This window comes from Polyangiaceae bacterium (assembly GCA_016715885.1).
Taxonomy (GTDB): domain Bacteria; phylum Myxococcota_A; class Polyangia; order Polyangiales; family Polyangiaceae; genus Polyangium.
In genome coordinates this window covers 1,097,935-1,121,943 of sequence record JADJXL010000025.1, presented here as the reverse complement: position 1 = coordinate 1,121,943, position 24,009 = coordinate 1,097,935, and the positions used below count along the sequence as shown (strand labels likewise).

The window sequence follows — 24,009 nt, the reverse complement described above, 5'->3', positions numbered from 1 at the left end:
CAGGAGCTATCCGGTGTCAAGGTTTGTCGTGATCTCGCCCCTATTCTTGGGGCTCCGCATTACGCCGTCTTTGCGTCTGCGACGAGTTCCTCCGCAATCGCTCGTGCAGGCTCGTCACGTACGGGCGTGCACGACGCAACGTGGTGCGTATGCACGATCGCGGCTGCGAGCGCGACGAGCGCTCCGGCCTGATGCAGCAGAGCGAGCGAAATGGGCACCTGCCAAAGCAGCGTACAAATCCCAAGGATAGCTTGACCCAGCATGGTTCCGAAAAGCACTTTGGCCGTCACCGTTCGATATCGCAGGGTATTTGCGAGCACCACGCCGAACAATGCGTATGCCACCATGCGGTGCAAGAACTGCACGGTCATTGCATTTTCGAACAAATTCGTCCACCAGGGGGATAACATGCCGAGGCCCGGTGGAACGATGCTATCGGCCATGAGCGGCCATGTATTGTAGTTGAGGCCTGCTTTGAGGCCCGCGACGAACCCGCCGATTGCAATTTGCAAAAACACGAGGCCCACGATGCCGAGCGCCCATTTCCCGGCACTCGAACCGAGCACATTTCGCGGTTGTTTTCCAAAACCGAGCGCCGTCCAAACGATTGCCGCGTAAATGGCCATGGCGAGCGTCAAGTGCGCCGCCAAGCGATATTGACTCACGTCGACCCGATCGACGAGCCCGCTCTTGACCATGTACCAGCCGAGCAGCCCCTGAAGTCCTCCCAATACGAAGAGCCCGAGCAGGCGCGGCACCGCGGCGCGTTCGATTCTCCGCGTCACCCAAAAGAACATGAAAGGAACGAAAAATGCCAAACCAATGAATCGACCAAGAAATCGATGCGACCACTCCCACCAATATATGAATTTGAATGATTCGAGCGTCATCCCTTTGTTGACGAGATGATATTCGGGAATTGTCTGGTACTTGCGAAATGCGTCGTGCCAATCAGCGTCATTGAGCGGCGGAATGGCTCCCAGGATGGGCTTCCATTCGGTGATCGACAAACCGGAATCCGTGAGCCGCGTTGCACCGCCGACGATGACCATGGCAAACACGAGCCCCGCGACGGCGTAGAGCCAGATGCGTATGAACGGGCGCGCGGCCGCTTGTTTCGGCGTGACAATCCCTTGCATGCCGGACGAGATAGCGGCTGAAAAGGTAGCGGGCAAGGGCTCGGTGAGGCTACCGCGTCGGCTTCAGCTTGAACGCTCCGCAGCCATGGAAATCGATCTTCCCGGCAAACAGCGAGTCGTCCGTCGAGATTTCCCCCGCCATCGGCACCATCACGTAGTTGTCGGGCTGCACGATCCACGAGCTCGGCTCGAAGCGCACCCGCCGCGTCTCGGGATCGAACGAGCCCATCACCATGTACGACCCCTTCGCGCCCGATGGCGAATGCATGAAGTCGAAGATCGCGCGCACGACGCGACCGCGCACATCCATGATGCGCAGCGCCATGCCCGTGTTGCCTTGCACGCAGTCGTAATCACCTACCCACGTCCGAAACCGCTCGAACGGGTTCGCCGCTGGAAGCGCAGTCGGCACCCACCCGTCGTTCGTCGTCGGCGGCGTCTGCTGCACGATGACCTCGGGCGGCGGAGCCGATGGATCCGCCGGCTGCACGATGATGTAAAGCGTAGGCGCATCCGTCTCCACCACGGTAGCCGCTTCCACCGGATCGCCTGGCATCGCCTGCATCCACGGCTTGCTCGCACAGCCCGCGGCAGCCAAGGCTGCGGTCAAGACGAACCCCGCGTGGGCTTTCCCGAAAAACCTCGCCACCGTTGCCTGCGACGTGCTCACCATCGTTTGCCTCCCAGGATCGAAGGACGTGCACGCCAACCATAGCGCGCTTTGGCCGCTGGTTAAATCATGTTGCGCGGCTCGCTCGTCCTGCCGCCCCGAGCGGAGTCCGAGGGGATCGGTACGCATGCTCCGAGGTGCACGCGTGACGGTAACGCGGTAGATGGCAGCCATGGAGATCATCCTGATTCGACATGGCGAAGCGGTCGAAGCGGCACCGGGGCTCGGAGATGCAGGCCGCTGGCTCACCGCGAAGGGGCGACGCATCACGCGTAAAGTCGGCAAGTGGCTCGACAAGCGCAAGTCGCGAAGGCCCGTCGAGATCTGGACGTCGAGCCTCGTGCGCGCAGTTCAAACCGCCGATATCATCGCTCGAGAAGTGGGGCTCGAGGGCGAGATCGTTGCGCGCTCCGAGCTTCTCCCGGGCGCCGATCCCAACGCTTTGTTGCGGCTCGTCACGTCGTACGAAGGCGAAGGACCCGTGGCTCTCGTGGGTCACGAACCTGGTTTGTCGGTGTTTGCAAGGCACTTGATCGGAAGCGACGTACCCGTTCCAGGGCTGAAAAAAAGTGGCGCATACGCCATCCGCTACATTCCGACGGATTCAGAGGACAAACCTGCCCAAATCGCGTTTCAGTTTTTGCTCGTGCCCAAAAGCATGACCGTCGTCAAATCGCTCGAAGTTGCTGAAGAAGCAGCCGCAGCAGCGAGTTAGAAACCGGCTCAGATTTGGAACAAGGCCGCGTTCGGGGGTTGGGACGGGCGCTGCGCGAGGCTTTGTTCGCGCAAGGACCGGGAGGCGCGCCTCCCGGTGCTTTGCGCTCGCGCACGCGCACGCGCGCGATGCGGCCCCCCAGACCCCCGATTTGGTCCTCAGGCCCCTGGCGCGGTAGACCAATATCAACCCGCGCGTTTCGCGACCGCTTCCAGCACGTCCACGTCGCGCACGCCATCCGCTTCCGCTCGATACGACAGCACGATCCGATGCCGCAGCGCAGGCACCAGCATCGCACGCACATCCTCCACGTCCGCCGCCGCTTCGCCTCGCAAAGCCGCCCGCGCTTTCGCCGCAAGCACGAGCGCCTGCGACCCTCGCGGCCCCGCACCATACCGCACGTACTCCTTCACCTCGCGTACCACCTTCTCACCCGACGGTCGCGTCGCTCGACTCAGCGATACAGCCAAATTCACCGCTTCGTCCGTCACCGGAATCCGCGGCACGAGTTTGCCGATCGCAACGACATCATCCCCGTGAAGCACCGGCTCGATCACCGGCATCTTGCCGCTCGTCGTTCGTCTTGCGACTTCGCGCTCTTCGTCTTCACTCGGGTAACCCACGTGAATTTCGAGCAAGAACCTATCGAGCTGCGCTTCGGGAAGCGGGTACGTTCCTTCCTGTTCGATCGGGTTTCGCGTGGCAAACACTTGAAAAGGCTCGGGCAGCTTGTGCGTCTCCGTGCCGACCGTCACCTTGCGCTCTTGCATCGCTTCGAGCAGCGCGGCCTGCGTTTTCGGCGGCGTACGGTTGATCTCGTCGGCCAAAATCAAGTTGTGAAAAATGGGCCCCGGCATGAAGCGCAACGTCCGACTGCCGTGTTGCTCGTGCAGAACATCCGTTCCCGTGATGTCCGCGGGCAATAGGTCCGGCGTGAATTGTACGCGCCCGAAAGAAAGATCGAGCGCCTTCGCGAGCGACGCGACGAGCAGCGTTTTCGCTAGCCCCGGAACGCCGACGAGCAGCGCATGCCCGCGCGCGACCAGCGTCACGAGCATCGCTTCGACGACGGCTTCTTGGCCCACGACGACCTTCGCTACGGCCGCTCGGAGGGCAACTGCGGACTTTCGTGTTTTTTCGAGCAGCTCGACATCGGCATCGGTGACGTCGTCGGGCGCGGAGGCTTCGTTGGTCATGCGAGCCCGGACGCGTACCGCGGGATGCGCGTTCGAGCAAGCTCCGCGTGCCAATCGTTGATTCATCCCGGCGCGTCATGGGATAGTCCACACCAATGCCCCCGAAGAGCGAGTCCCGCGAGCCCAAAGAAACGCGGGAAGTCACGACGCCGGCGCAAACACTGCCCGTCGCAGAGACCGAAGAACGCGCCGCGGAACGAATCCCCACGAGCCGCGCATCGAAACCCGAAGCTTCGGTCGAAGTCCCTGCAACCGCGCCGCTCGAATCGGTGCGCATGCGCGATGATCAACCCGCCGCAGCGAGTGGTCCAAGATCGGGTCCTTGGAGGTCCTACAAAGAGATCCTCGCCAGGTTGTCGCAGCGCGTTCTCGATGCGCAAAAGCCGCTGCGGATCCTCCAAGCACTGCGGTGGGAATCGTCCGTCGAAGAGCAGTTTTTGCGGGGCAAACAGCGCGACTTGCCGAAGGTCACCTACGCGTCGGATCTTGGTTTCGATCCCGACGCGAAGATGGCCGAGTTCGAAGAGATCTTGCGCGACTGCGAAAGGGAGCTCGGCGCCGAGGACCGGCTCGGGCGCATCTTGCGACAAACGGCCGACGAATATCGCGATGTCGTGCAGATGTTGAAGGGCCGAGGCAAACGCGACTTCTACAAGTATTCACGGTCGCTTTACGGGTCCCCGAAGGACAAACTTCCGGACGGACAAACCAGCGTGCGCGACATGGGCATCGTGCTCTACGACGTGCTCACCGCGATCGGCGGCGAACGCCTTGGGCCTCCCGAGCGCCGCGAGATCACGGCCGAAATGGCGACGCTCGAGCTCAACGCGCGTTTCGACAGGTTCTTCGGCAGCGCTGCGATCCGCGTGCAGGTGGACGATTCGATCTTGGCGGATGCTGCGGCAGGCAGTGACTACGTCAAGATTCGCAGCGGCGCGACGTTCTCGACGCGGGACATCGACATCCTCGAAGCGCACGAAGGGTGGGTGCACGTGGCGACGAGCTTGAACGGACAAGCGCAACCGGTGGCTCGGTGGCTTGCCAAAGGTCCGCCGCGGACGACGGCGGTGCAGGAGGGCCTCGCGGCGCTCGTGGAGATCTTCACATTTCGTTCGTCGCCCAGACGAGCGAAGAAGCTCAACGATCGCATCTTGGCGGTGGACAAAGCCGAGGACGGGGCGAACTTTTTGGATGTATTCGAATGGTATCGGACGGAGGGGTACGAGGAAGACGAATGCTTTCAGAATGCGCGTCGGGTTTTTCGGGGCGGACTATTGGAGGGCGGGGCGCCCTTTACGAAGGACGCGTGTTACTGTAAGGGTATCGTGCTGAATTACGCATTCATGCGAGCGGCGATTCAGCAGGACAGGGCGGCATTGATTCCGTTTCTCTTCGTGGGCAAAGTGGCGCACGAGGACGTGCCGGTGCTTTATGCGCACGTAACGGATGGAATCGTGAAACCGCCACCGCACTTGCCGGCGATATTCGACGACATGAACGGCCTAGCGATATGGATCTGCTATTCGTCGTTTTTCTCGCGCCTGCACGCGGCGGCGATTGCGGAGTATTACGGGAAGCTGATGGCGGTGTAGCTTCGAGCTATCCCATGGCTGAGTCGTGCCTGGATCCATTGAATTCAGGATAGTAAACATTGTAAGGTTTGTCAAGGTCAAGGCGTAACGACCAGAACGCTGATGAACGTGGCGACATCGTTCCGGGACGAACGCCAAGCGCTGCCGAGCCCGCGTAGCTGATTGTTGCATCGCTCGTTCAGCCTGGTTTGCCGTTTGTCGTGGCATTTTTCTTGCAATCGGCCGGTTCTCATGACCGTTCCGAACCCATTCAAACCATCGTTCACGTCGGATGAGCAGACTCGAGGGCGCATGACATTCGTCGGCATCACGCTCCTCGTGCTCGGCGTCATCGCCATTCTCGCGCCGATCGCGTCGACGTTCGTCGCAGCAATCGTGATCGGCGTGCTCCTCATTGCCGGAGGCGTCCTACGCCTTTTTCACGGATTCGAGGATCCGCGTCGTCATGGGATCGGCTGGCTCATCGTCAGCTCGATTCTGTATGTTCTTGCGGGAATCGCCATTCTTTGGACGCCGCTCATCGGTGCTCTATCGTTGACGCTGGTGATTGGTGTCCTTTTCGTCGTGAGCGCCGTGTCGAAAGCAATTCGCTCCTTTCAATTTCGCGGCACGGGGTCATCTGGGTGGCTCTTGTTCGACGCCGTCATCAGCGGGGCCCTCGGTATTCTGCTCGTCGCGGGGCTCCCAGGGACCGCGTTCTGGACGCTCGGCGTCATCGTGGGCGTGGACTTGATCATGGGCGGCATCATTTCACTCGGCATGGCAGGCCTGACGAAGCCCGTGACATCATCCTCCTGACTGTAACCTGCCTGCGCGTCACGCTCGAAATTCCCGATATGACACAGCCATGCTTCCGCCTGGTGTTGTGTTAAATCATACATTTGACACTCGTGTCGCTCGATTGCACTTTGGTTGAATGTTCGGTAACGTCGTGCATCGAAGCAGGGCGACGGTTGATGACGCTCGCTGCTTGCTCGATGTGCCATCGAGAGCAGCGCTTGTATTGGAGAACCGGGCCATGAGCGTTCAACGAAGAGCCAGACCTCGTCGCCGGGACGTATCTTCACATCGCAATTCTCTCAGTTTGCTTGGAATTCGCCGATCTACGACGACGCGTGGTGAAGCGAGACCGAACATCGTGCGCGCAAGTAGTAGCGAATCGCGTCTTGCACGACGACCCGTCGAGACCCGTAACATCATCCGCTTGGATGGTGACTCCATCGCCTACTTCTGGGCGCTCGAAACCGAAACTGCCATTTCGTACGAAACGCTGATCAGGCTGTGGCGTGAATTTGCGGAAGTGCTGACGGATTCGTGGCATCCGGTTTAGATTCCATCTCGCGATGAACGACTCGCAATTTTATGAATGACCGACGTTATGCACCGCTCGTATTGCATACGTGGTTCCTCATGCTGGTCGTTCTTTTGTGGCTGGTCGGCCTGGAACCGGCCACGATGCTCTATATTTCAGGCGCCGTCGGCATGGGCGTGTACGCCACGCTGGCCATCACGGAGCTGCGACGGGCGCCGCTGTTCGTGAGTCCTCTGAGCGCGCTTTTTTGCCTGGTTTTGGCCGCCGGTCGGGCCGAGCGCGATTCATTATGCCAACATCATATCGGACGGCGATCCGATTCTGTATTCCGTAAAAATACTTCGGCCGGATGACATTGCTGCGGGGTATGTCATCATGGTCGTCGGCAACGTCGCCCTTCACGCGGGCATGCAATGGGCGCGGCCCATCGTCACGATTGCGCCGAGCGTCGAACATCGTCCACGGATGCACGCGCTCTTGGGCCTTTGGCTTTTGAGCATGGTTTTTCGCTTGGCGCCGAACGTCGTGAGCTCGCTCGGGGCCATTGCGGGTGTCATGCACTTCGGTTCCACTTCGGCCCTCGCTGCTTTCGTGCTCAGTCGTGATCCTAGAAAGCGAAATGGTTTTTTCTGGCTTCTGCTCCTGGGCGGAACGACCATCGAATTCGCGACCAACCTGAACTCCGGCTCGAAAGCGTATCTCATGTTCAGCTTCATGCCGGCTCTATGGCTCTTTCTTCGCGATCAAAAATTGCGTCGATACGTGCCGTTGCTCAGCGGCGTGATGTTCGTTTGGTACGTCAGTGTGATTGCGCCGGTGGTCATGACGTCGCGCACGGCGCGCGCAGATACCCACGAATCGCACATGAGCCGGATCATTCGTACGTATTCGCGTGGGGATTACGAAGACGAAGCGGGCACCGACAAACAGCTTCCACGGTTTCTCGAACGTGCTTTCGATGCGACTGCAACCGCGTGCATTTACAGCGAAGTCGAACGAGTTGGGTTCATGTATGGCGAAGGCATGGATTACCTCGTTTATGCATTCATTCCTCGCGCGATATGGCCCGACAAACCATCGGTCACTCGCGGCGCATGGTTTTCAGAATATTTGGGACAAGCGCGCAGCGAAGAAACCGCTACCACTTCGCTGGGACAAACGGCACCAGGCGAGCTTTATTGGAATTTTGGGTGGCCGGGGGTGCTCCTCGGCATGAGCCTCCTCGGCGTCGTGTGTGGCAAGCTCTGGAAATTGGCCACGCCTTTTGCCGAACGAGATTCGCTGCGGCTGCTGCTCTATTTCGGCATCACGTTCCAAGTGATCAACATGGCCGAAGCTGGAAGTGCCTTCTTGTCGCTCGTGTATCGGACGGTCATCATTGGTTTCGCCATCGTGACCACCGACCGCATGCAACGCTCGCGCGGGCGAACTTGATTCTAGCTGCGCTATCGATTTCCATTGCACCATTTTCGATTGCGCTCATCTGCGTGGACAAAGTTTCGCGGATTCGCCTCTTGGGGCGCGAATGATCCGACGCACCCGCACGGGCGCGTTCGTAAATCGTCAGCGACCCGTCACGCGATCGCGAAAATCCTCTTCCCATCGCCTGCCTCCTCTTGGTAGGCTCGGCGCGCCGGCTTATTCCAACGGGCCGGCCGCGATCCGGTACTGCGATGTCGAACCTGACCAAGTCCGAAGCCGAACGAGCGGCCGTGAGGTTGGCGAGCGTCACGCCTGCCGGCGTCAATTCTGCGGTCAGTGAATTCAGCGCGACGATTCCTTCGGTACCACCGGATCGCCCGATCATCATTCCGTCCGACGGCGATCGTATCGTCGGGATGGGATCGACCACTTTCGGATCGAAAGGCGCGTTGGATGTGGCGGTATGGGCGCCGTGTACTTGGCGCACGACATGTCGCTCGATAGGCAGGTCGCCATCAAAGTGCTCCCGGATGAATACGCCGTCAATCCCGAAGCGCAAGAACGTTTCATTCATGAAGCTCGTGCCCAAGCTCGGCTCGTATCGCCGCACATCGTGCGAATTTATTACATTGGCCGAGTACCTCAGGCGGAAGGTAATGGGCGCGGCTCGCTCTATTTTGCGATGGAATACGTAGACGGTGGATCGCTCGAAGGAATCGTCGAAAGGCGTGAGCTGCTCGATCCGGAAAAAGCTCGCGTATGGATGATGCAAGCGGTTCATGGACTTCGCGCCGCATATGCAGCAGGGCTCGTGCACCGCGACATCAAACCGGGCAACATGCTCGTCGATCAACACGGAAACCTCAAGATCGCCGACTTTGGACTCGCCAAAGCAACGGGCGCGAAACCGAGCTCGACGCTTGCAGGGACCATCGTCGGAACGCCGCTCTACATTTCACCGGAGCAGGTCAACAACAAACCGCTCGATCATCGCGCCGACATGTATTCGCTCGGCTGCGCGTTTTACCATCTCATCACGGGCAAACCTCCATTCGAGGGCGAGGCTCCTTTCGACATCATTTCCAAACATTTGCGTGATACTGCGCCTTCGATCGTGCAAACGCGCCCCGATGTTTCGCCTCGGCTGGGTTTCGTTTTCGACCGGCTTTTGGCCAAAACTCCGAACGAACGTTTTGCGACGCACGAGGAGCTCCTGGCGGCGCTCGAAGCGGCGGCACCGGAAGCCATTGAATATGCGGGGTTTTGGCAGCGAGGTGCAGCGGTTGCGATGGATACGGCGATTGCCAGTGCGCTCGTGGCTCTTTTGCGCTGGCCAGGAATCATCGTCTATTTGCTTTACGTGATCATCAGCCACGCTTATGGCGGACAAACGCTCGGCAAACGGGCGCTGCGCATTGAAGTAAAACGTCTCGATGGGCGGCCGCTGGGGCTCCTTCGAGCTCTCGTTCGTACGGCGGCGTCTCTGTGGGGACCGATCTTCCTCGGCGTGCTCATTCTATTGACGCAAGGCATTTCCGCCTTGACCACTTCCATTGGTAAACTCGCAGAGCTCGAAGAGGTCAAGGCGCTCCTCGGACCGGTCGTGGCGACGTACGTCTTGCATTCACTGGTTTATGCAGGAGGCATCGTCCTCGCGGCGTTCAACAAGCGTCACCGGGCATTCCACGATTTTTGCGCAGGGTCGCACGTGCTTTACAAATTCCGAGCGCCGGTGAAGAAGAAGTCGTGAATCGAGGGATCGTTTAGCGCCCTTGTATTGCGCTCATCGCTTCGGCTTGCGCATCCATCACGATTGCAGCCGGCGCAGGGGCACCCGCCATGGGCTTGCGCGGTATTGGGAGGCCCGGTGCATCGGGCATCACCGGAGACACGACCTCTCGACGCACGAGCGATGGCAGCGAACGGCGCAAGGGTCCGACGCTATCGACTTTTTCTGCCAAAATGGGATCTTCGAGGTCCTTGGCCAATGATTTCGCTTCTTTTTCCGCCGTATCGAGCAGCGACATGGCCAGGGGTAGATTGCCACTTCGCGCAGCCGCGACGGCGCGCACGATTCTATCGGCAAAGTCGGTTCGCGCAGCCGACCGTTCGACATCCCGATTGCGAGCCGATGCGATTTGCGCCGCATCCGACGTCGATTTTACCGAAGCAAACGTTCGTTCGATCAGGTGTTGTCCGGGTGCGGTCGGATGATCGACGACGATTTCCGCATCCATGAGCTCGACGACCGAACCATCGTGTTTTGCGGGCAGGGACAAACGTACCACGACATCCCTTTCTTCACCCTCGATCAAGTCGCCCAGCACGACGTTCGACGGACTTGCCATGGGCAATCCGACGACGCTTTGGATGTGCACGCCGGGGCCAGTGGCCAGTCGAAGCGTGGCACTTCGCGCAACCACGCGCTGAAGACGCAAGACTTCATCTTGAAACATCTGGGCAACCTTCGCCGATTCCTTGACGTAGTGGTATTTCCCGCCAGAATTGAGCGCGATCATGCTCATCACGGTTTCGTCGTATTCGAGGCCCAATCCGAGCGCCGTGATGGATATTTTGTTTTGTCCTGCCGATTGCGCGAGCGATGCGAGAGGCGAAGCATCATTGGGGACGCCATCACCCAGCAAAACCACGCGATTGATGCCGTCGCCGCGGAAATTCTTTTGCGCTTCGGCAAGGCCTGCGGACAAACCTGCCGCGAGGTTCGTTGTGCCAAACGGCTTCATGGCCGCAATTTTACTGCGAATTTCGGCCATGTTCTTGGTCGTCAGCACGGTCGATGGAACCAAAACGTCGACGCCGGAATGGAAAGCAACCAGCGCGAGCCGGTCACCCGGGGACAGTTTGTCGAGCAATGCCGCACATGCAGCTTTGGCGTCTTCCATGGCTGCGCCTTCCATCGATGCTGACGTGTCGACGACGACGGAAAGGTTGATGGGTGGACGCGGCGTGCCCGGAATCGACTTTGCCTTGATTCTCAGGCGCACATCCACGGTGCCTGGTTTGTTCGCGCGAACGAAGAGGTTCGATGTGGTCGATTCGAGCGCCATGATGTCCGATGCAGAAATGACCGGTCCGGGGTCCGAGACGGCGACTTCGATGTTCTTGCGCTGATCGATGGTGCGATCGATCGATGTTGTTTTGTTGGCACATCCGGCAAGCAATGCGGCTGCAAGAAAGACGAATAGCGGTGATCGATTCAGCATCGCGGCGTTCCTCCGAAGACGGCAACAAAACGATGCGCTCGCGGGAACCTTACAGGCGTCTTGGCAGTCTGCTGTCCGCGCCTCTGCCCCGCGGCTGCGTGTACGGTTGACAAGGCCGAAGGAGCTTGGCGACGAGGAGTGGTGGGGAATGTGACTGATTGTACGGAAGTTGCCTGCCCGCGCTCATGGCTTTCGCCAGGGGGTTCCATCAACCGCTGTCGTGTAGGCCTGTAGCATGTGATCTTCAGTCGCCAAAACCATGTCGTGTTCGATGGCTTGACAAACGAGCATTCGATCGAATGGGTCCCGGTGGATCAGAGCAATGCGGCTGAGGTGCTCGACGCTGGCTTCATCGAGCGGCAAACTTTCGATTCGATGGCGAACACGCTGCGCTCGCAAATAAGTATCGGGTGGGGCCGGCAGCTCCAGCTTCCCAATGCGATATTTTACGATAATCTCCCAAACTGATACCACACTGAGAAATACGCTATTCGTGGAATCCCGAAGTCCGTCGCGCACAGTGGGATTCATTCGACGATCGGCTGTGATGAACCACAAGAATACGTGCGTATCCAAAAGAATTTTCATCGGCCCTCGAATGCATCAAGAATTTCTGAAGGTAATGGTTCGTCGAAGTCCGCCGGAGTAGTGAATTCGCCAGCAGCCAAACCGTAAGGGCGAGGCTCGTTCGTTGGTACGGCAAGCCGCGTGATTGGGCCACCGACGGCCTTTGCCCGAAGGAACTCGACAAACTCGGCGACTGTTGCAAGGCTCTGTTCGGGTAGGTCGTCGAGAGTCTCGAGAATTTGCCGCTTGGTACTCGTGGACATGACGTCAGTTTCCCTTATTTCGCCTAAAGCGCAAGCGCTACCTGCATGGACGACATCAGGAATTCTCGCGAACGTTTGGTGGTTGATCGCCAAGAGCCGCCCGTCTTCCGTCCGGAACTCTCGCATTTCCGCCGCGTGCCCATCAAACGTTTCGGTCTCCAGGCGGCTTTCCCAACAAATCGGCATCCGGATCAATGCCACGTGGCGGCCCCAAAAGACTTGCGAGGAGAATGCCTCGACGCACATCGATAGGTCGTCCCAAGAGCATGGCCCTCGTACGTGTCGGACGCGTCTTGGTAATGTCTCGGCGGCGTGTCACGCGCGCTGGCGGCCTGCGATGCGCAATGGGCTCATGTGGCGCAATGGGCTCATGCGGCGCAATGGGCTCATGCGGCGCAATGGGCTCATGCGGCGCAATGGGCTCATGTGGCGCCCACTTCGGCGGGATCGCTTCGAGCGTCATCGGGGGTCTAGACGGTCTTTCGAATGAAAGAGGATGCGTTTCTCGTGACGAGCGTGGCCGAGTTGGTGGTCGGGGCGGCGCATTTGCCTTTGTCGCCGCCTTGCGCTGCTCGACCTCGACCTCGAGTTTTTTCGCAATGTAGCCCAAAAGAATGGGCGCGAAGGTCATGATTGCGAGGAATATGATGAACGCCAGCAGGGCGAAGGGTTCCATGTCGATCACCGCTGTCCGACCGCAGGCACGATGTCATTTGCGACCGATTGACGCATGGACGTGTCGGCTTGGACATTTCGCATGCGGTAGTAGTCCATGACACCGAGGTTTCCGCTGCGGAAGGCTTCCGCCATTGCACGCGGCACATCTGCTTCCGCTTCCACGACCTTTGCACGCATTTCTTGCTCCAATGCCACCGCCATTGCACGCCGCTCTTCCGCTTTCGCCTGAGCAATTTGCTTGTCGGCGTCCGCCTGATCGATCTGCAATTTGGCGCCAATGTTCGCGCCAACGTCGACATCCGCGATGTCGATGGACAAAATTTCGAATGCGGTGCCGGCGTCGAGACCTCGCGACAGGACATTTTTGGAAATGTGATCCGGGTTCTCGAGCACTTCTTTGTGCGTCGAAGCCGATCCAATCGTGCTGACCATTCCTTCGCCCACGCGCGCAATGACCGTTTCTTCACCTGCGCCGCCGACCAACCGATCGAGATTGGTGCGCACCGTAACTCGGGCAACCGCAATCAGTTGGATACCGTCTTTGGCCACCGCGGCGATTCGTGGCGTCTCGATGACGCGCGGAAGCACCGACATTTTCACGGCATCCAGTACGTCGCGCCCTGCAAGGTCGATGGCGGCAGCGCGTTTCAATGGTAAATGGATGTTTGCCTTGTCGGCCGAAATGAGCGCCTGTACGACACGTTCGACGTGCCCACCCGCCAGAAAATGCGCCTCGAGATCGTCCGTGCTTATGTCGAGACCCGCTTTGACCGCGCTGATGCGGGCGTTTACGACCGTGCTCGGCGGCACGCGACGAAAACGCATACCGATGAGCGTCGAAAGCCCCACATAGGCGCCCGATGCCCACGCCGCAATCCACAGCGGGATGGGAATCAAGTACAAACCCACGAAGAGCACCGCGAGAACGAGGACGACCAATCCGACGATCCCGAGCTCCAGGCCAAACATGGCAATTACCCCTTTCCTGTCTCCACCACACGCTTCACGATGACGTGGCTTTGCTCCACTCGCGTCACTTCGACCGGCGCTCCCGCGGGAATGAATTCACCCTCGGTCATCGCATCGAGGCGCATGCCCGTGAATTCCGCAATACCCGACGGACGCAGCGCCGACGCCGCTCGGCCGAGATCCCCGGGAAAAACCATATCGATTGGAGTCGTTCCAGATGTCGACGGCTCCAATGGTGCGAGGCTGGATTCGAGGACGAGGTGGCGACCAAATGGCAATCGCGGCAAAAACTTCAATAGCAATGCCGCCCCAGCGAGCGCCACGGCGAGCGCAATGGCGACGCGTGTCGCGGCCGTGAGAATGCCCTCGACCGTCACGCCTGCGCCAACGAAGCTCATGCCGAGACCCGCGAGCAGTGCAATCGCCCCGATGACGCCTGCAATGCCAAACCCTGGAATGATGAAAACTTCGACAGCAATCAGGATGACGCCCACGGCGACGAGCGCAACCTCCTCCCAGCCGACGAGCGCGATGAGCATGTGCGACCAGAAAAATAGGCCGAGACAAACGAGTCCGACGAGCCCTGGGATGCCGAACGCCGGCGTCCGAAGCTCGACGAAGAGGCCCAGCATTCCGAGCGCCAGCAATAGCGAGCTCAACACGGGCGACGTCAAAAATCGAACGACGGCCTCGGCCCAATTCGGTGCGAGCGTGCGAATTTCCGCATCCGACAATCCATAATGGCTGAGAACGTCGTCGAGCGTCTCGGCACGGTAATTGGCGATATCATAACGAAGCGCCTCCTCGGTCGTCAACGTGACGAGCTTCCCTTTTTCGACGATTCCAACGATCTCGACATCCGCATCGACCATAGCCTCCGCAATTTCCGGCGGTCTGCCTCGCGCTTCCGCGGTCGCTCGGAATTCTTTGCGCACATATGACGTGGCCTTTTCTCCGGCGTCCGTGCTTTCGCCACCGGGACCTGCAACAACCGGCGCGGCTGCACCAATGGTTGCGCCCGTTGCCATTGCGATGTCCTCGGCCGCCAATGCAATGAGCGCGCCGGCCGAGATTGCACGATGGTCGACGAATACCACCGTAGGAACGTCCGCGGCAAGCAGCGCGTCGCGAATGACGACGGCTGCGTCCACGCGCCCGCCGAACGTGTCGATCGGAATCACGAGCCTCGCCGCATTCGCTTGTTCGGCTTCTTGGACCGCTCGCTGTACGTAAGGCGCCAAGCCATTGTCAATCTCACCACGAATGGGCGCCACGTACACGATGGGCTTTGCCGTCTGCCCATGCGTGACGACTCCCAGAATGAGCGTGCAGAGCGCCAAAATAAATGCGAGAAATCCGGACGCTCGGCGGTTGCTCGTTCGATTGCGAGCAGCGTTGCGCGAGGAGTTTCCCATGCCCCTCGTTCCGTTCCCCATGAGGTGACGCTAGGACGCAGCTCGTGGATCGCCAAGGGAATCTGTATCGATATGAAGTTCGGCCCTTGCGATCGCCTGGCGACCTGCTTCATTCGTGATGCGCCATTTGCCCCAGACCCCGTCCACTCGATAGAACGCTCATGCCCATCGCCTTCGAACACACCTACGCCAAGCTCCCGGATCGCTTTTACGCTCGCGTTCGCCCGACGCCTGTCTCCAAGCCGGCGATCGTCGCCGTCAATGCTTCGCTGGCCGAGCTCCTCGGTGTGCATCTCGACGAGCTCACGTCTCCCGAAGGGGTCGCCATGCTCGCGGGCAACCGGATTCCAGAAGGCGCCGATCCCATTGCACTGGCGTATGCGGGGCATCAATTCGGTGGATTCGTTCCGCAGCTTGGGGACGGGCGCGCAATCTTGCTCGGTGAAATCGTGGGCACGGACGGACGGCGTTATGACGTGCAGCTCAAAGGCGCAGGGCCGACGCCATTTTCTCGAGGAGGCGATGGGCGCGCAGCGCTCGGCCCCGTCTTGCGCGAATACGTCGTGAGCGAAGCCATGGCCGCGCTTGGTATTCCGACGACTCGGGCGCTCGCGGCCGTCACGACGGGCGACATCGTGTACCGGGACAACCTGCTTCCTGGTGCCATTTTGACGCGCGTTTCGGCGAGTCACATTCGCATTGGCACATTTCAATATTTTGCGGTTCGCAAGGACCAGGACGCCATCAAACGCCTCACCGAGTATGCGCTCGACCGGCATTACCCGAACGTCTCGACGCAGGAAGGCCCCGCGCTCGCATTGCTCGAAGCGGTCATGAAGGCGCAGATCCATCTCGTCGCGTCGTGGTTGTCGATTGGATTCGTGCACGGCGTCATGAATACCGACAACATGTCGATTTCCGGGGAAACCATCGATTATGGTCCTTGCGCATTTCTCGACGGTTACCATCCGGGGCGAACGTTCAGCTCGATTGATCGCGGTGGACGTTACGCGTTTGCGAACCAGCCGCGTATTGCATTGTGGAACCTTTCGCGATTGGCCGAAACGTTGATTCCGCTCGTGCATGACGACGAAGAACGAGCGGCGACGATCTTGACCGAACGGCTCGAAACGTTTTCTGCAAGGTTCGAAGACGCGTATGGCAATCGAATGCGTCAAAAACTCGGTTTGCGAAAAGAGCTCGCGGGGGATTTGGAATTGGCGCAGTCACTCCTGGAGCTCATGGCGGAATCGCGTGCCGATTACACGAATACTTTCCGGCGCCTGTGTGATGTCGCCGCTGGTGGTGACGAGGAAAGGCTGACGGAGCTATTCGAAAAGGCGGAAGGCATTCGAGCGTGGCTCGTGACGTGGCGAGCGCGTCTCGAGCATGAATCGGTTTTGCCAGACGAACGTGCGGCGCTCATGCGGAAAGCAAGCCCCGCGTTCATTCCGCGCAATCACCGCATCGAAGAGATGATAGCTGCCGCGACGCGCGGCGACATGCAGCCATTCGAGCGTCTCCATCGCGTGCTCGCGCGCCCATACGACGACCAACCCGAGGACGCCGAGCTAGCTTTGCCTCCGGGTGACGAGCAGTGGAAGTATCGAACGTTCTGCGGCACGTGAGCCGAGAAGAAAGTTTTTCTTTACATCCGCAATCGACGCGCCTACGTTGTGCGCCATGAGCAAACCCAAACTCACCTATTTCGATATAGCTGCAAGTCGTGGCGAAGAATGTCGATTGGCGCTGTATGCTGCCGGCGTCGACTTCGAGGACAATCGCATCAAGCGCGACGCGTGGATGGCGCTCAAACCGACCACGCCGTTTGGTTCATTGCCGGTGTTCGAGGTCGAGGGGCATCCGCCGCTCGGTCAGTCCAACGCCATTCTCGTTCTCATTGGACGCGAGCATGGCTTGCATCCGAAGGACAATTTCGAGGCGGCGCGGCACGAGGCGATGATGGCGCACATCGAGGATCTTCGAGTTACGGTCGCTCGAACGATGCACATGACGGCCGATGAAGAGAAGAAAAAGGCGCGTGCGGAGCTTGCGGCGTCGTACATTCCCACCTGGGCTGCCTATGCGGAAAAACAAATCGGCGATGGCCCGTTCTTTGGTGGCGACAAACTCAATGTCGTCGACATCAAGATTTACATCATCGTGCGTTGGTTCGTCAGCGGCGCGCTCGATCACATGCCGACCACGGTGTTTTCGGCGTATCCGAAGCTCAATCGAGTCTACGAGGCGGTGCGTGACCACGAACGTGTGAAGTCGTGGTACGCGCGCTCGGCGGCCTGATCACGCTGCCATTTCAAGGCGGCAGGCTATACAAATAAGCCACCATGTCGAGCGCCTCTTGTTTGGACACGTTCAGGTTTGGCATGGACGTTTGCGGATAAATTTCCTTGGGGTTGCGAATCCAACGCACGACGTCTTCCGGTGCGTTGGGTAGCGCCCCGACGATATCGGTCCTCAGCGCAAGCCCTGCCAATGGTTGTCCTCGCGTCCCATTGGCTCCTTCGACACCGGGAATCCTATGGCAGGTGCCGCACTGGTATCGCGCAAGTGCTTTGCGTCCCCGTTCGACATCACCGCCTGGAACTTCGCGGTAGGGCCTTGGTACTGCGCTTTGCTTGAGCGAGTAGAAGCCCAGGGCGACAATGGCAATGCCGACGATTGCCACGGCTGCGCTTGTAATGATTCCCGTTTGCCTGCGTTTGGCCACGTGCATGCTCCGCGGGCGACCGTTTACACGCGGAGCGAGCGCGTGTCAACTCCACCAGTAAAGCAACTTGGCGAGCAAAGTTTCTTCCGAGGGCCTCGGTGAAATCCATTGCCCGGAGAACTTGGGTGTCCCGAGCAAACCACCGTCGCTCTGGGCATGCGTGTAGACCAAGAAGAACGTTGATCCCAGTCGATATTCCCAGCGCAACACGACGTTTGCATTCAGCGTTCCCCCTTCGCTGTCGGGATCGAACGGCAGCGTTCCTTCGACCGGTTTCAAATCGTCCAGGTGCGCAATCTTGGCACGTCCACGTGCCGGTGAAACCTTGAAGTCGCTGTAGTCGGATGCAGACAAAAATGCTTGACCATACGCTTGTAGGGACAACCGTGGCGTGAACATGTACGTGCTACGTAACGTCAGCCCCAAACTTTGCGCTCGCAGGCGACCGAACACGTGCCCCTCGTCGATTGTCCCGGCATAACGCGGTTCACCGTGCGTATAAGAAAACGTCGGAATGAGCTCGATTTCGAATTGAGGTAAAGGTCGTACGAGGATGCGCGCTTCGCCTACGACATTGACTCCTTCGCGCAGGAACCAAAAATCCGCACCCCCATTGACGCTCAGATTCTTGCGTTGATCGGTGGCGAACCACAGCGACCCTCCGAATCGCCCAGCTCGCTCGAGCGCCGTTCCGTCGCCCACTTCACGATCATCATATCGAGGTGCTTGGAAGTTGATTCCGACAAATGTTTCCCAAAAATTGATGTAACGCGTGGAATTCCCTAGCCAAATGGATCGATCCTGTGTGATGCCGTCGAACGTATCGGATTCGTAAAGGTCCAGAAAGACTCGCATTTCGAGTGTTTTGCGCCAGGGCTCCAGGTTGCGCCATTGCAAACCGAGGTGTGCCGTATTGAGGTTTTGGCGCTGCATGTAGCCAACGTCGTTGTAATCGACCTTGCGCCCGATGCCCGTGTAATCGACCCAGAATGCCCAGTGTTTGCCGCCTTCTTTGGCGAATTGCGCTTGCACTGCGGGGCCCACGTCTCCGGCAGAAATGACCGTACCGTCGGCCATCGTGCGGGGAGGTCCGTCGCGCATGAGCGTTCCGATGGCCTGCCCCTTGAGCACGTAATCGCCGCCGGGCGAGCGCCAGCGACCGTCGACGCCGACGACGTATGCATCGTGAAAACAGCGTTTGCCCGGACGAACTTCCGACCCATCGGGGCAAAGAACGCGATCGGGGGCAATGCGCGGGTAGCTCGAGGGCGTATCCAGATGGCTTTTGGCCGTTGCGGTGACGCCGACGAACGTTCGTGAATTGATATCGCGTCGCAAGCGGAGGATTTTGAAGGCGGCGGCAGGTTCGGCAACACGCTGAATGGTGCGTCCCTTGGCATCTCGGACATCCACGGTGACGGGGGCTGTGACGGCGAGGACTTCGCCGATGGATGTCTTGGAATTGATTTCGCCCGTGAGTTTTGCGGCACCATAAATGGTGGCTCGACTGGGGCGACCCAACTGCGTTTCGTCACCGGGCAGCGCGGGTGCATAGGGAGCGCGTCCGAGGCGCCGCGTGTAAAGCAATTGAAACGGAGTGGACAGTACGTCGACACCTTCGAGGAAAAACGGTCGACGTTCCGGAAGAAATTGTTCGAAATTCGTCAAATTGAGGATGACTTGATCGGCTTCGACCTGACCGAAATCGGGCAAAATCGTCGCATCGAGCGTCAGGCTTTGGTTCGGATGCCATTTGATGTCGAGACCCACGGAGCCCGTGGGAAAAAAGGGTGAATTGTGGGCGAGTGTTTCGCTCTCGCTATAGTTGATGGCGCCCACGAGAAACGGCCGCAGCTCGATGGGCGCTCCGGCTTTCAAATTTTCGAGCCCATCCAGCTTGCCATAAAGTGATACTTCACCACCCGCGTCGCGCGGAATGAATGCCCATTCATCTGTTTCTTGGTTTGTGGATATACGCCGTCGTATTTGTAAGCCAAACCTTTGCTTTGCGCCTTCGCGGAAGCGCAAAATGCGTAACGGAATACGAAATTCGGCTGTCCAACCGTCCTTCGATTTGCTGGTCCGCGCATCCCATACCTCGTCCCAGTCGGTCGAAAATTCCGTATCGTTGTAGATGAGCGAATCGTAAAGCACGCCCGCCGCATTCACGCCGAATTCGAGCGCGCTTTTGCCGTCGTCGCGCGTATCGAAACCAACCCAGACGACATCCGCTTCGATCCACCGATCGCGACGCGTCAATCGAGCCACCACGGGCGTGCCGCGCTGTTCGCATTCGACGCCCACATAAATGGCTTCATTATCGTAAATGATGCGGACGCGCGTGGAATGAGATGGCGGTTTGCCCGCATCCGGCGTTTTTTGCGTGAACTTGTCCGTGGGTTTGGCATGTCGCCACACGGCTTCGTCGAGCTTGCCGTCGAGGACCGGGGGCCGATCGACTCGCACGGCAGTCATGTGCGGCGTGGCCGCCGCCGCAGCGGCTGCGAGCAAGGGCCATCCAAGCATGCGCGGCACGCTACCAGGCCGAGGTCCTGCGTGTATAGGCTACCCAACATAAAGCACGAAATTTGCCGCACATGACGTATCCCCGCCCTCTCCGCTTTCCCCTTTCGTTCATTGGCGATCAAGTGGCATGATGCACACGTGAGGATCTGCCCCGCGTGCTCGCGCGAGTACCCGGACGAACGGACGCATTGTCAGGACGACGGGATCAAGCTCGTCTCACTCGACAAGACGGCTGCTTTGCGCGCCGAGCAGCTCGTGGGTCAGCTCGTCGAAGGACGTTACCGCATCGAACGCGTGCTCGGGCACGGCGGTATGGGTACCGTCTATGCCTGCCGCCATGTCGTCGTTGGCAAAGCGCTGGCGATGAAAGTGCTGCGTCCGCCGCGTGGAGGCCACAGCGAATCCGTTTTGCAGCGGTTCATTCGCGAAGCGCAAACGGCCAACGCGCTGAAGAGCCGGCACATCATCGAAACGACCGACTTCGGGCAGCTTCCCGATGGCCCGTTTTTCGTCGTGATGGAGCTGCTCGAAGGCATCGACCTGTCGCGGGCGATGCGCGAAAACCGATTGAACGCGCCGCAGCTTCTGCACGTGTTCATTCAGATCGCCGACGCGCTCGAGGTCGTGCATGCTCGCGGCATCGTTCATCGCGATCTCAAGCCCGATAACGTTTTTCTCGTCACCGAAAACGGCGATCCGCTCTTCGTCAAACTGCTCGATTTCGGCATCGCGAAGGTGCTTCATACGGGTTCGTCCCACCTGACCGAAGAAGGCATGGTGCTGGGAACGCCCCACTACATGGCGCCCGAGCAAGCGCGCAGTGAAGCCATTGATCATCGGGTCGACATCTATTCGCTCGGCGTGATGATGTACCGTGCCTTCACGGGACGGCTTCCTTTCGTCGCGGATTCGGCCATCGGCGTGATGACGCGTCACGCGATGGATCCTCCCGAACCGCCGAGCCAATTCATGGCGATCGACAAACTGCTCGAGGCCTTGATTTTGCGCTGCATGGCGAAGCGTCCGGACGAACGACCGCAACGCATGGCGGAGATTGCGCAGAACTTGCGGATGCTGCTCATGAAGATGTCGGGTGGTTTCCCGATTCCTTCCTCTGCGCTCGCGCCTTATGCGACGGGGAGCAATCCCGCAGTTGCAGCTCTTTCGCATCCCGTGAGTCCCGGTTCGACGACGGGCGCGTCGTATGCGCTCGCGGCGACGCCGATGCCGCTCATGCACGAGAGCGCGACGCATCGAGCGCTGGTGACATCGAGCACGGGAATGGTTCCGCCTATTGCGAAGCCGCGTTCGTCACCGCTCGCGCTCGTTGCGTTTGTCGCTGTTGCGCTCGTGTTCGGGGGCGGTGGAGCGTTCGTGATGTTCGGCATGCGCGGCCGTGAAGCGCCGAAGAACGAAGCGGCATCGTCTGCCGTCGTCTCGACGCCCGTACAAGCGGCTCCGCCGGTGGATGCTCCTTCAGCGGCTGCCGCGTCCGCATCGGCAGAGCCCGAACTTGCGGCGAGCGCGGCAGAACCATCGGCGTCCGCGGTTTCGACTGCCAACGTGGCGCCTGCCGTTCGCAAGGCGGCACCTGTCATACGTTCGACATCGACTCCAACGACAACTACCAAGCCGAGCCGCAGGCCGGAGATCCGGAGCCCTTTCGAATGAACCGCCGCACAGCGTCGCTCGTTGCGTCGCTCGTCGGTTTGTCGCTCCTCACGACGACCGTCCCTTCGTTTGCCCAAGCGAAGGCCAAGCCGGCAGCGACGACCAAGAAAAAGCCGCTCAACAAGAAGGATCCGAAGTACATCGAGGGCAAACGGCTGTTTGAAAAAGGCGAGGAGCTCTACAGCAAAGGCGACTACGAGAAGGCCATTGAATCGTGGGAAATGTCCTACGATCTTTCGGGGGCCGACTTGATTCTCGAGAGCATTGCCAATGCGTACGAGCGGCTCGGCCAAGTGGAGAAAGCCCGCGAATACCTCGGGCGCTGGCGCGAGGCGGCCCCTGCGGACGAGCGTGCGGACCTCGATGCGCGTCTGAAAAAGCTCGATGAACGCATCGCCAAGGAGAAGGCTGTGCAGGAGGCGAAAGCCGCGCAGGAGAAGGCTGACAAGGACTCGGCTGCCAAGCGTGCAGCCGACGAGAAAGCGGCGGCAAACGCGAAGCTGTTCATCCCGGGCATCGTCATTGCTGGCGTGGGCGCGGGAGCCGCGATCACCGGCGGCGTACTCGACATCGTTGCGTACAGGAGCAGGCCCGATCAGAGCGCCGTGTGCGCGACGAGCGTCGGTGGCAAACTCTTGTGTCGTGACTCGTCACGCAACGCGATCGAGTCTTCCAACACGCTCGCCACGGTGGGAGACATCTTGTTGTTTGCCGGAACGGCCACGGCAGCGGTGGGCGTGGTGCTCGTGGTCTTGAAGAGCGGGAAGAAAAAGGACGAGTCGAAGACGGCTGCGGCGCCGTGGTTTGTCCCCGGCGGTGGCGGGATGCTGGTCGGCGGGAGTTTCTGAAGGGGCCTCACCCCCCGACCCCCTCTCCCCAAAAGGAGAGGGGGAGAATGCCTCACCCCCCGACCCCCTCTCCCCAAAAGGAGAGGGGGAGAAAAAGCGTTGTTCCTCCTCTTCGCTTGCGGAGAGGGGGCTAGGGGGTGAGGTCTGTTCCCCCTCTCCGCTTGCGGAGAGGGGGCTAGGGGGTGAGGCTAATTCACCCCGTTTGTCCCGGCGTATGTCGTGTGGGACGTCGCGTGATCGTCGTATTTGCCGGCGCCGTTCTGGCCGTTCGAAGCGTGCTCGGCGTTCATGGCGCGTTCGACTTCGGCGTCCATCGTGCCGGCCAACATCTTGGCCCACATGACCCAATCGGCCTGAAACGACCACAAGGGGTAGCGGAAGCTCGCGGGGCGGTTGTTCTCGATGAAGAAGTGCGAGAACCAAGCAGCGCCGTAACCGACCGCGAGTCCGAGCGGTATGAGCGCAGGACGCTTCAGCGCGATCGCGGCGATGCCGGCAGCGCCACCGGCCGTCGTGCCGATGAAGTGGAATATGCGCGTGGCTTTCTTCGAGTGCTCTCGCACGTAGAAGGGCCAGAATTCCTCGAAGTTTTGAATGGGCTTGTCTGACATGTGGGTGATGCCCCCGAGTTGTGGAATGCGAGAGAATACCGTGATGTAGGTGCCTGTCGACTGCCCTATCGAGTACCACGAGTGACGTGTTTTTGACGGGTGCGACGAGGGCGGATCGGTTTTGAGGGCGCCGCATTTCATGCTACCAGGACGCCGGGAGACTCATGAATCCTGCGGAAGTGCGGCAAAAACTCAAAGAACTCGTCGTGACCGAGCTCAACCTCGAAGGGAAAACCCCGGCGGACATCGACGATACGGCGCCACTTTTCGGCGCAGGACTCGGCCTCGATTCGCTCGATGCGCTGCAGCTCGCGATGTCCATCGAGGAAGCATTCGGGGTGCGTATTCCCGAAGGGGACGAAGCGCGAAGCATTTTCGCGTCGATCGATGCCATCGCGACGCACATCATGGCGACGAAGCCTTCGACCTGAAGGCCGGCAACACGGCAACCGCCCAGCACGGC

At 59.7% G+C, this 24,009-nt stretch carries 23 protein-coding genes and 1 pseudogene; 12 read left to right on the top strand and 12 right to left on the bottom strand.

The window, feature by feature from the left end; genetic code table 11:
* Positions 1-59 precede the first annotated feature (59 nt).
* Entirely contained in the window at positions 60-1,139 is a 1,080-nt protein-coding gene (locus IPM54_39460) for a COX15/CtaA family protein (protein ID MBK9265855.1), read from the bottom strand.
* A 49-nt stretch (positions 1,140-1,188) separates the two neighbouring features.
* On the bottom strand, positions 1,189-1,983 hold the full coding sequence (locus IPM54_39455; GenBank protein ID MBK9265854.1) for a hypothetical protein: 795 nt from the start codon (positions 1,981-1,983) through the stop codon (positions 1,189-1,191).
* Between IPM54_39455 and IPM54_39450 the strand changes: the two genes are divergently transcribed.
* On the top strand, positions 1,982-2,524 hold the full coding sequence (locus IPM54_39450) for a histidine phosphatase family protein (protein MBK9265853.1): 543 nt from the start codon (positions 1,982-1,984) through the stop codon (positions 2,522-2,524). The two genes, IPM54_39455 and IPM54_39450, sit on opposite strands and share 2 nt — an antisense overlap.
* A 185-nt stretch (positions 2,525-2,709) precedes the next feature.
* Here IPM54_39450 and IPM54_39445 read toward each other — a convergent pair whose 3' ends face one another.
* Positions 2,710-3,720: an AAA family ATPase gene (locus IPM54_39445; protein MBK9265852.1), complete on the bottom strand. Its 1,011-nt coding sequence runs from the start codon at positions 3,718-3,720 to the stop codon at positions 2,710-2,712.
* A gap of 230 nt (positions 3,721-3,950) precedes the next feature.
* Between IPM54_39445 and IPM54_39440 the strand changes: the two are divergent.
* The 6 genes and pseudogenes from IPM54_39440 (at position 3,951) to IPM54_39415 (ending at position 9,796) form a co-directional block, all read left to right on the top strand.
* Positions 3,951-5,312: pseudogene (locus IPM54_39440) on the top strand (DUF1704 domain-containing protein).
* Positions 5,313-5,543: 231 nt separating this feature from the next.
* Complete coding sequence (locus IPM54_39435) at positions 5,544-6,110, top strand: DUF308 domain-containing protein (protein MBK9265851.1); 567 nt, start codon at positions 5,544-5,546, stop codon at positions 6,108-6,110.
* 340 nt (positions 6,111-6,450) lie between these two features.
* On the top strand, positions 6,451-6,642 hold the full coding sequence (locus tag IPM54_39430) for a hypothetical protein (protein ID MBK9265850.1): 192 nt from the start codon (positions 6,451-6,453) through the stop codon (positions 6,640-6,642).
* An 80-nt stretch (positions 6,643-6,722) separates the two neighbouring features.
* A complete protein-coding gene (locus tag IPM54_39425; protein MBK9265849.1) occupies positions 6,723-6,977 on the top strand; it encodes a hypothetical protein in 255 nt (84 codons plus the stop codon).
* Between the two features lie 22 nt (positions 6,978-6,999).
* Positions 7,000-8,058 (top strand): oligosaccharide repeat unit polymerase, encoded by a 1,059-nt coding sequence (locus IPM54_39420; protein ID MBK9265848.1) that lies wholly within the window; start codon positions 7,000-7,002, stop codon positions 8,056-8,058.
* 451 nt (positions 8,059-8,509) lie between these two features.
* Positions 8,510-9,796: a protein kinase gene (locus tag IPM54_39415; protein MBK9265847.1), complete on the top strand. Its 1,287-nt coding sequence runs from the start codon at positions 8,510-8,512 to the stop codon at positions 9,794-9,796.
* Between the two features lie 13 nt (positions 9,797-9,809).
* Here the strand turns inward: IPM54_39415 and IPM54_39410 are convergent, their stop codons facing one another.
* The 6 genes from IPM54_39410 to IPM54_39385 form a co-directional block, all read right to left on the bottom strand.
* Positions 9,810-11,270 (bottom strand): VWA domain-containing protein, encoded by a 1,461-nt coding sequence (locus IPM54_39410; protein MBK9265846.1) that lies wholly within the window; start codon positions 11,268-11,270, stop codon positions 9,810-9,812.
* Positions 11,271-11,453: 183 nt separating this feature from the next.
* On the bottom strand, positions 11,454-11,858 hold the full coding sequence (locus tag IPM54_39405; protein ID MBK9265845.1) for a type II toxin-antitoxin system VapC family toxin: 405 nt from the start codon (positions 11,856-11,858) through the stop codon (positions 11,454-11,456).
* Positions 11,855-12,100, bottom strand: a complete 246-nt coding sequence (locus IPM54_39400) for a DUF2281 domain-containing protein (GenBank protein MBK9265844.1) — start codon at positions 12,098-12,100, stop codon at positions 11,855-11,857. Before IPM54_39400 ends, IPM54_39405 begins: the two co-directional genes overlap by 4 nt.
* A gap of 142 nt (positions 12,101-12,242) precedes the next feature.
* Positions 12,243-12,776 carry a hypothetical protein gene (locus IPM54_39395; GenBank protein MBK9265843.1) on the bottom strand — a complete coding sequence of 178 codons (534 nt, stop codon included), beginning with the start codon at positions 12,774-12,776 and terminating at the stop codon, positions 12,243-12,245.
* A 5-nt stretch (positions 12,777-12,781) separates the two neighbouring features.
* On the bottom strand, positions 12,782-13,747 hold the full coding sequence (gene floA / locus IPM54_39390) for a flotillin-like protein FloA (GenBank protein MBK9265842.1): 966 nt from the start codon (positions 13,745-13,747) through the stop codon (positions 12,782-12,784).
* A gap of 5 nt (positions 13,748-13,752) precedes the next feature.
* Positions 13,753-15,162: a nodulation protein NfeD gene (locus tag IPM54_39385; protein MBK9265841.1), complete on the bottom strand. Its 1,410-nt coding sequence runs from the start codon at positions 15,160-15,162 to the stop codon at positions 13,753-13,755.
* Between the two features lie 161 nt (positions 15,163-15,323).
* Between IPM54_39385 and IPM54_39380 the strand changes: the two genes are divergently transcribed.
* Positions 15,324-16,790, top strand: a complete 1,467-nt coding sequence (locus IPM54_39380; protein ID MBK9265840.1) for a YdiU family protein — start codon at positions 15,324-15,326, stop codon at positions 16,788-16,790.
* 55 nt (positions 16,791-16,845) lie between these two features.
* Entirely contained in the window at positions 16,846-17,463 is a 618-nt protein-coding gene (locus IPM54_39375) for a glutathione S-transferase family protein (protein MBK9265839.1), read from the top strand.
* A 13-nt stretch (positions 17,464-17,476) separates the two neighbouring features.
* Here IPM54_39375 and IPM54_39370 read toward each other — a convergent pair whose 3' ends face one another.
* Together IPM54_39370 and IPM54_39365 are read right to left on the bottom strand one after the other, a co-directional pair.
* On the bottom strand, positions 17,477-17,890 hold the full coding sequence (locus tag IPM54_39370; protein ID MBK9265838.1) for a c-type cytochrome: 414 nt from the start codon (positions 17,888-17,890) through the stop codon (positions 17,477-17,479).
* 45 nt (positions 17,891-17,935) lie between these two features.
* A complete protein-coding gene (locus tag IPM54_39365) occupies positions 17,936-20,416 on the bottom strand; it encodes a carbohydrate binding family 9 domain-containing protein (protein MBK9265837.1) in 2,481 nt (826 codons plus the stop codon).
* 138 nt (positions 20,417-20,554) lie between these two features.
* On the opposite strand from IPM54_39365, the gene IPM54_39360 reads away from it, so the two are divergent.
* Positions 20,555-22,087 carry a serine/threonine protein kinase gene (locus IPM54_39360; GenBank protein ID MBK9265836.1) on the top strand — a complete coding sequence of 511 codons (1,533 nt, stop codon included), beginning with the start codon at positions 20,555-20,557 and terminating at the stop codon, positions 22,085-22,087.
* Positions 22,084-22,935 (top strand): hypothetical protein, encoded by an 852-nt coding sequence (locus IPM54_39355; protein ID MBK9265835.1) that lies wholly within the window; start codon positions 22,084-22,086, stop codon positions 22,933-22,935. The genes IPM54_39360 and IPM54_39355 overlap by 4 nt, the downstream gene beginning before the upstream one ends.
* Before the next feature lie 188 nt (positions 22,936-23,123).
* On the opposite strand, the gene IPM54_39350 is transcribed toward IPM54_39355, so the two are convergent.
* Positions 23,124-23,546, bottom strand: coding sequence for a DUF962 domain-containing protein (locus tag IPM54_39350; GenBank protein MBK9265834.1), 423 nt, complete (start codon positions 23,544-23,546; stop codon positions 23,124-23,126).
* Between the two features lie 164 nt (positions 23,547-23,710).
* On the opposite strand from IPM54_39350, the gene IPM54_39345 reads away from it, so the two are divergent.
* Complete coding sequence (locus IPM54_39345; protein MBK9265833.1) at positions 23,711-23,977, top strand: hypothetical protein; 267 nt, start codon at positions 23,711-23,713, stop codon at positions 23,975-23,977.
* Positions 23,978-24,009 lie beyond the last annotated feature (32 nt).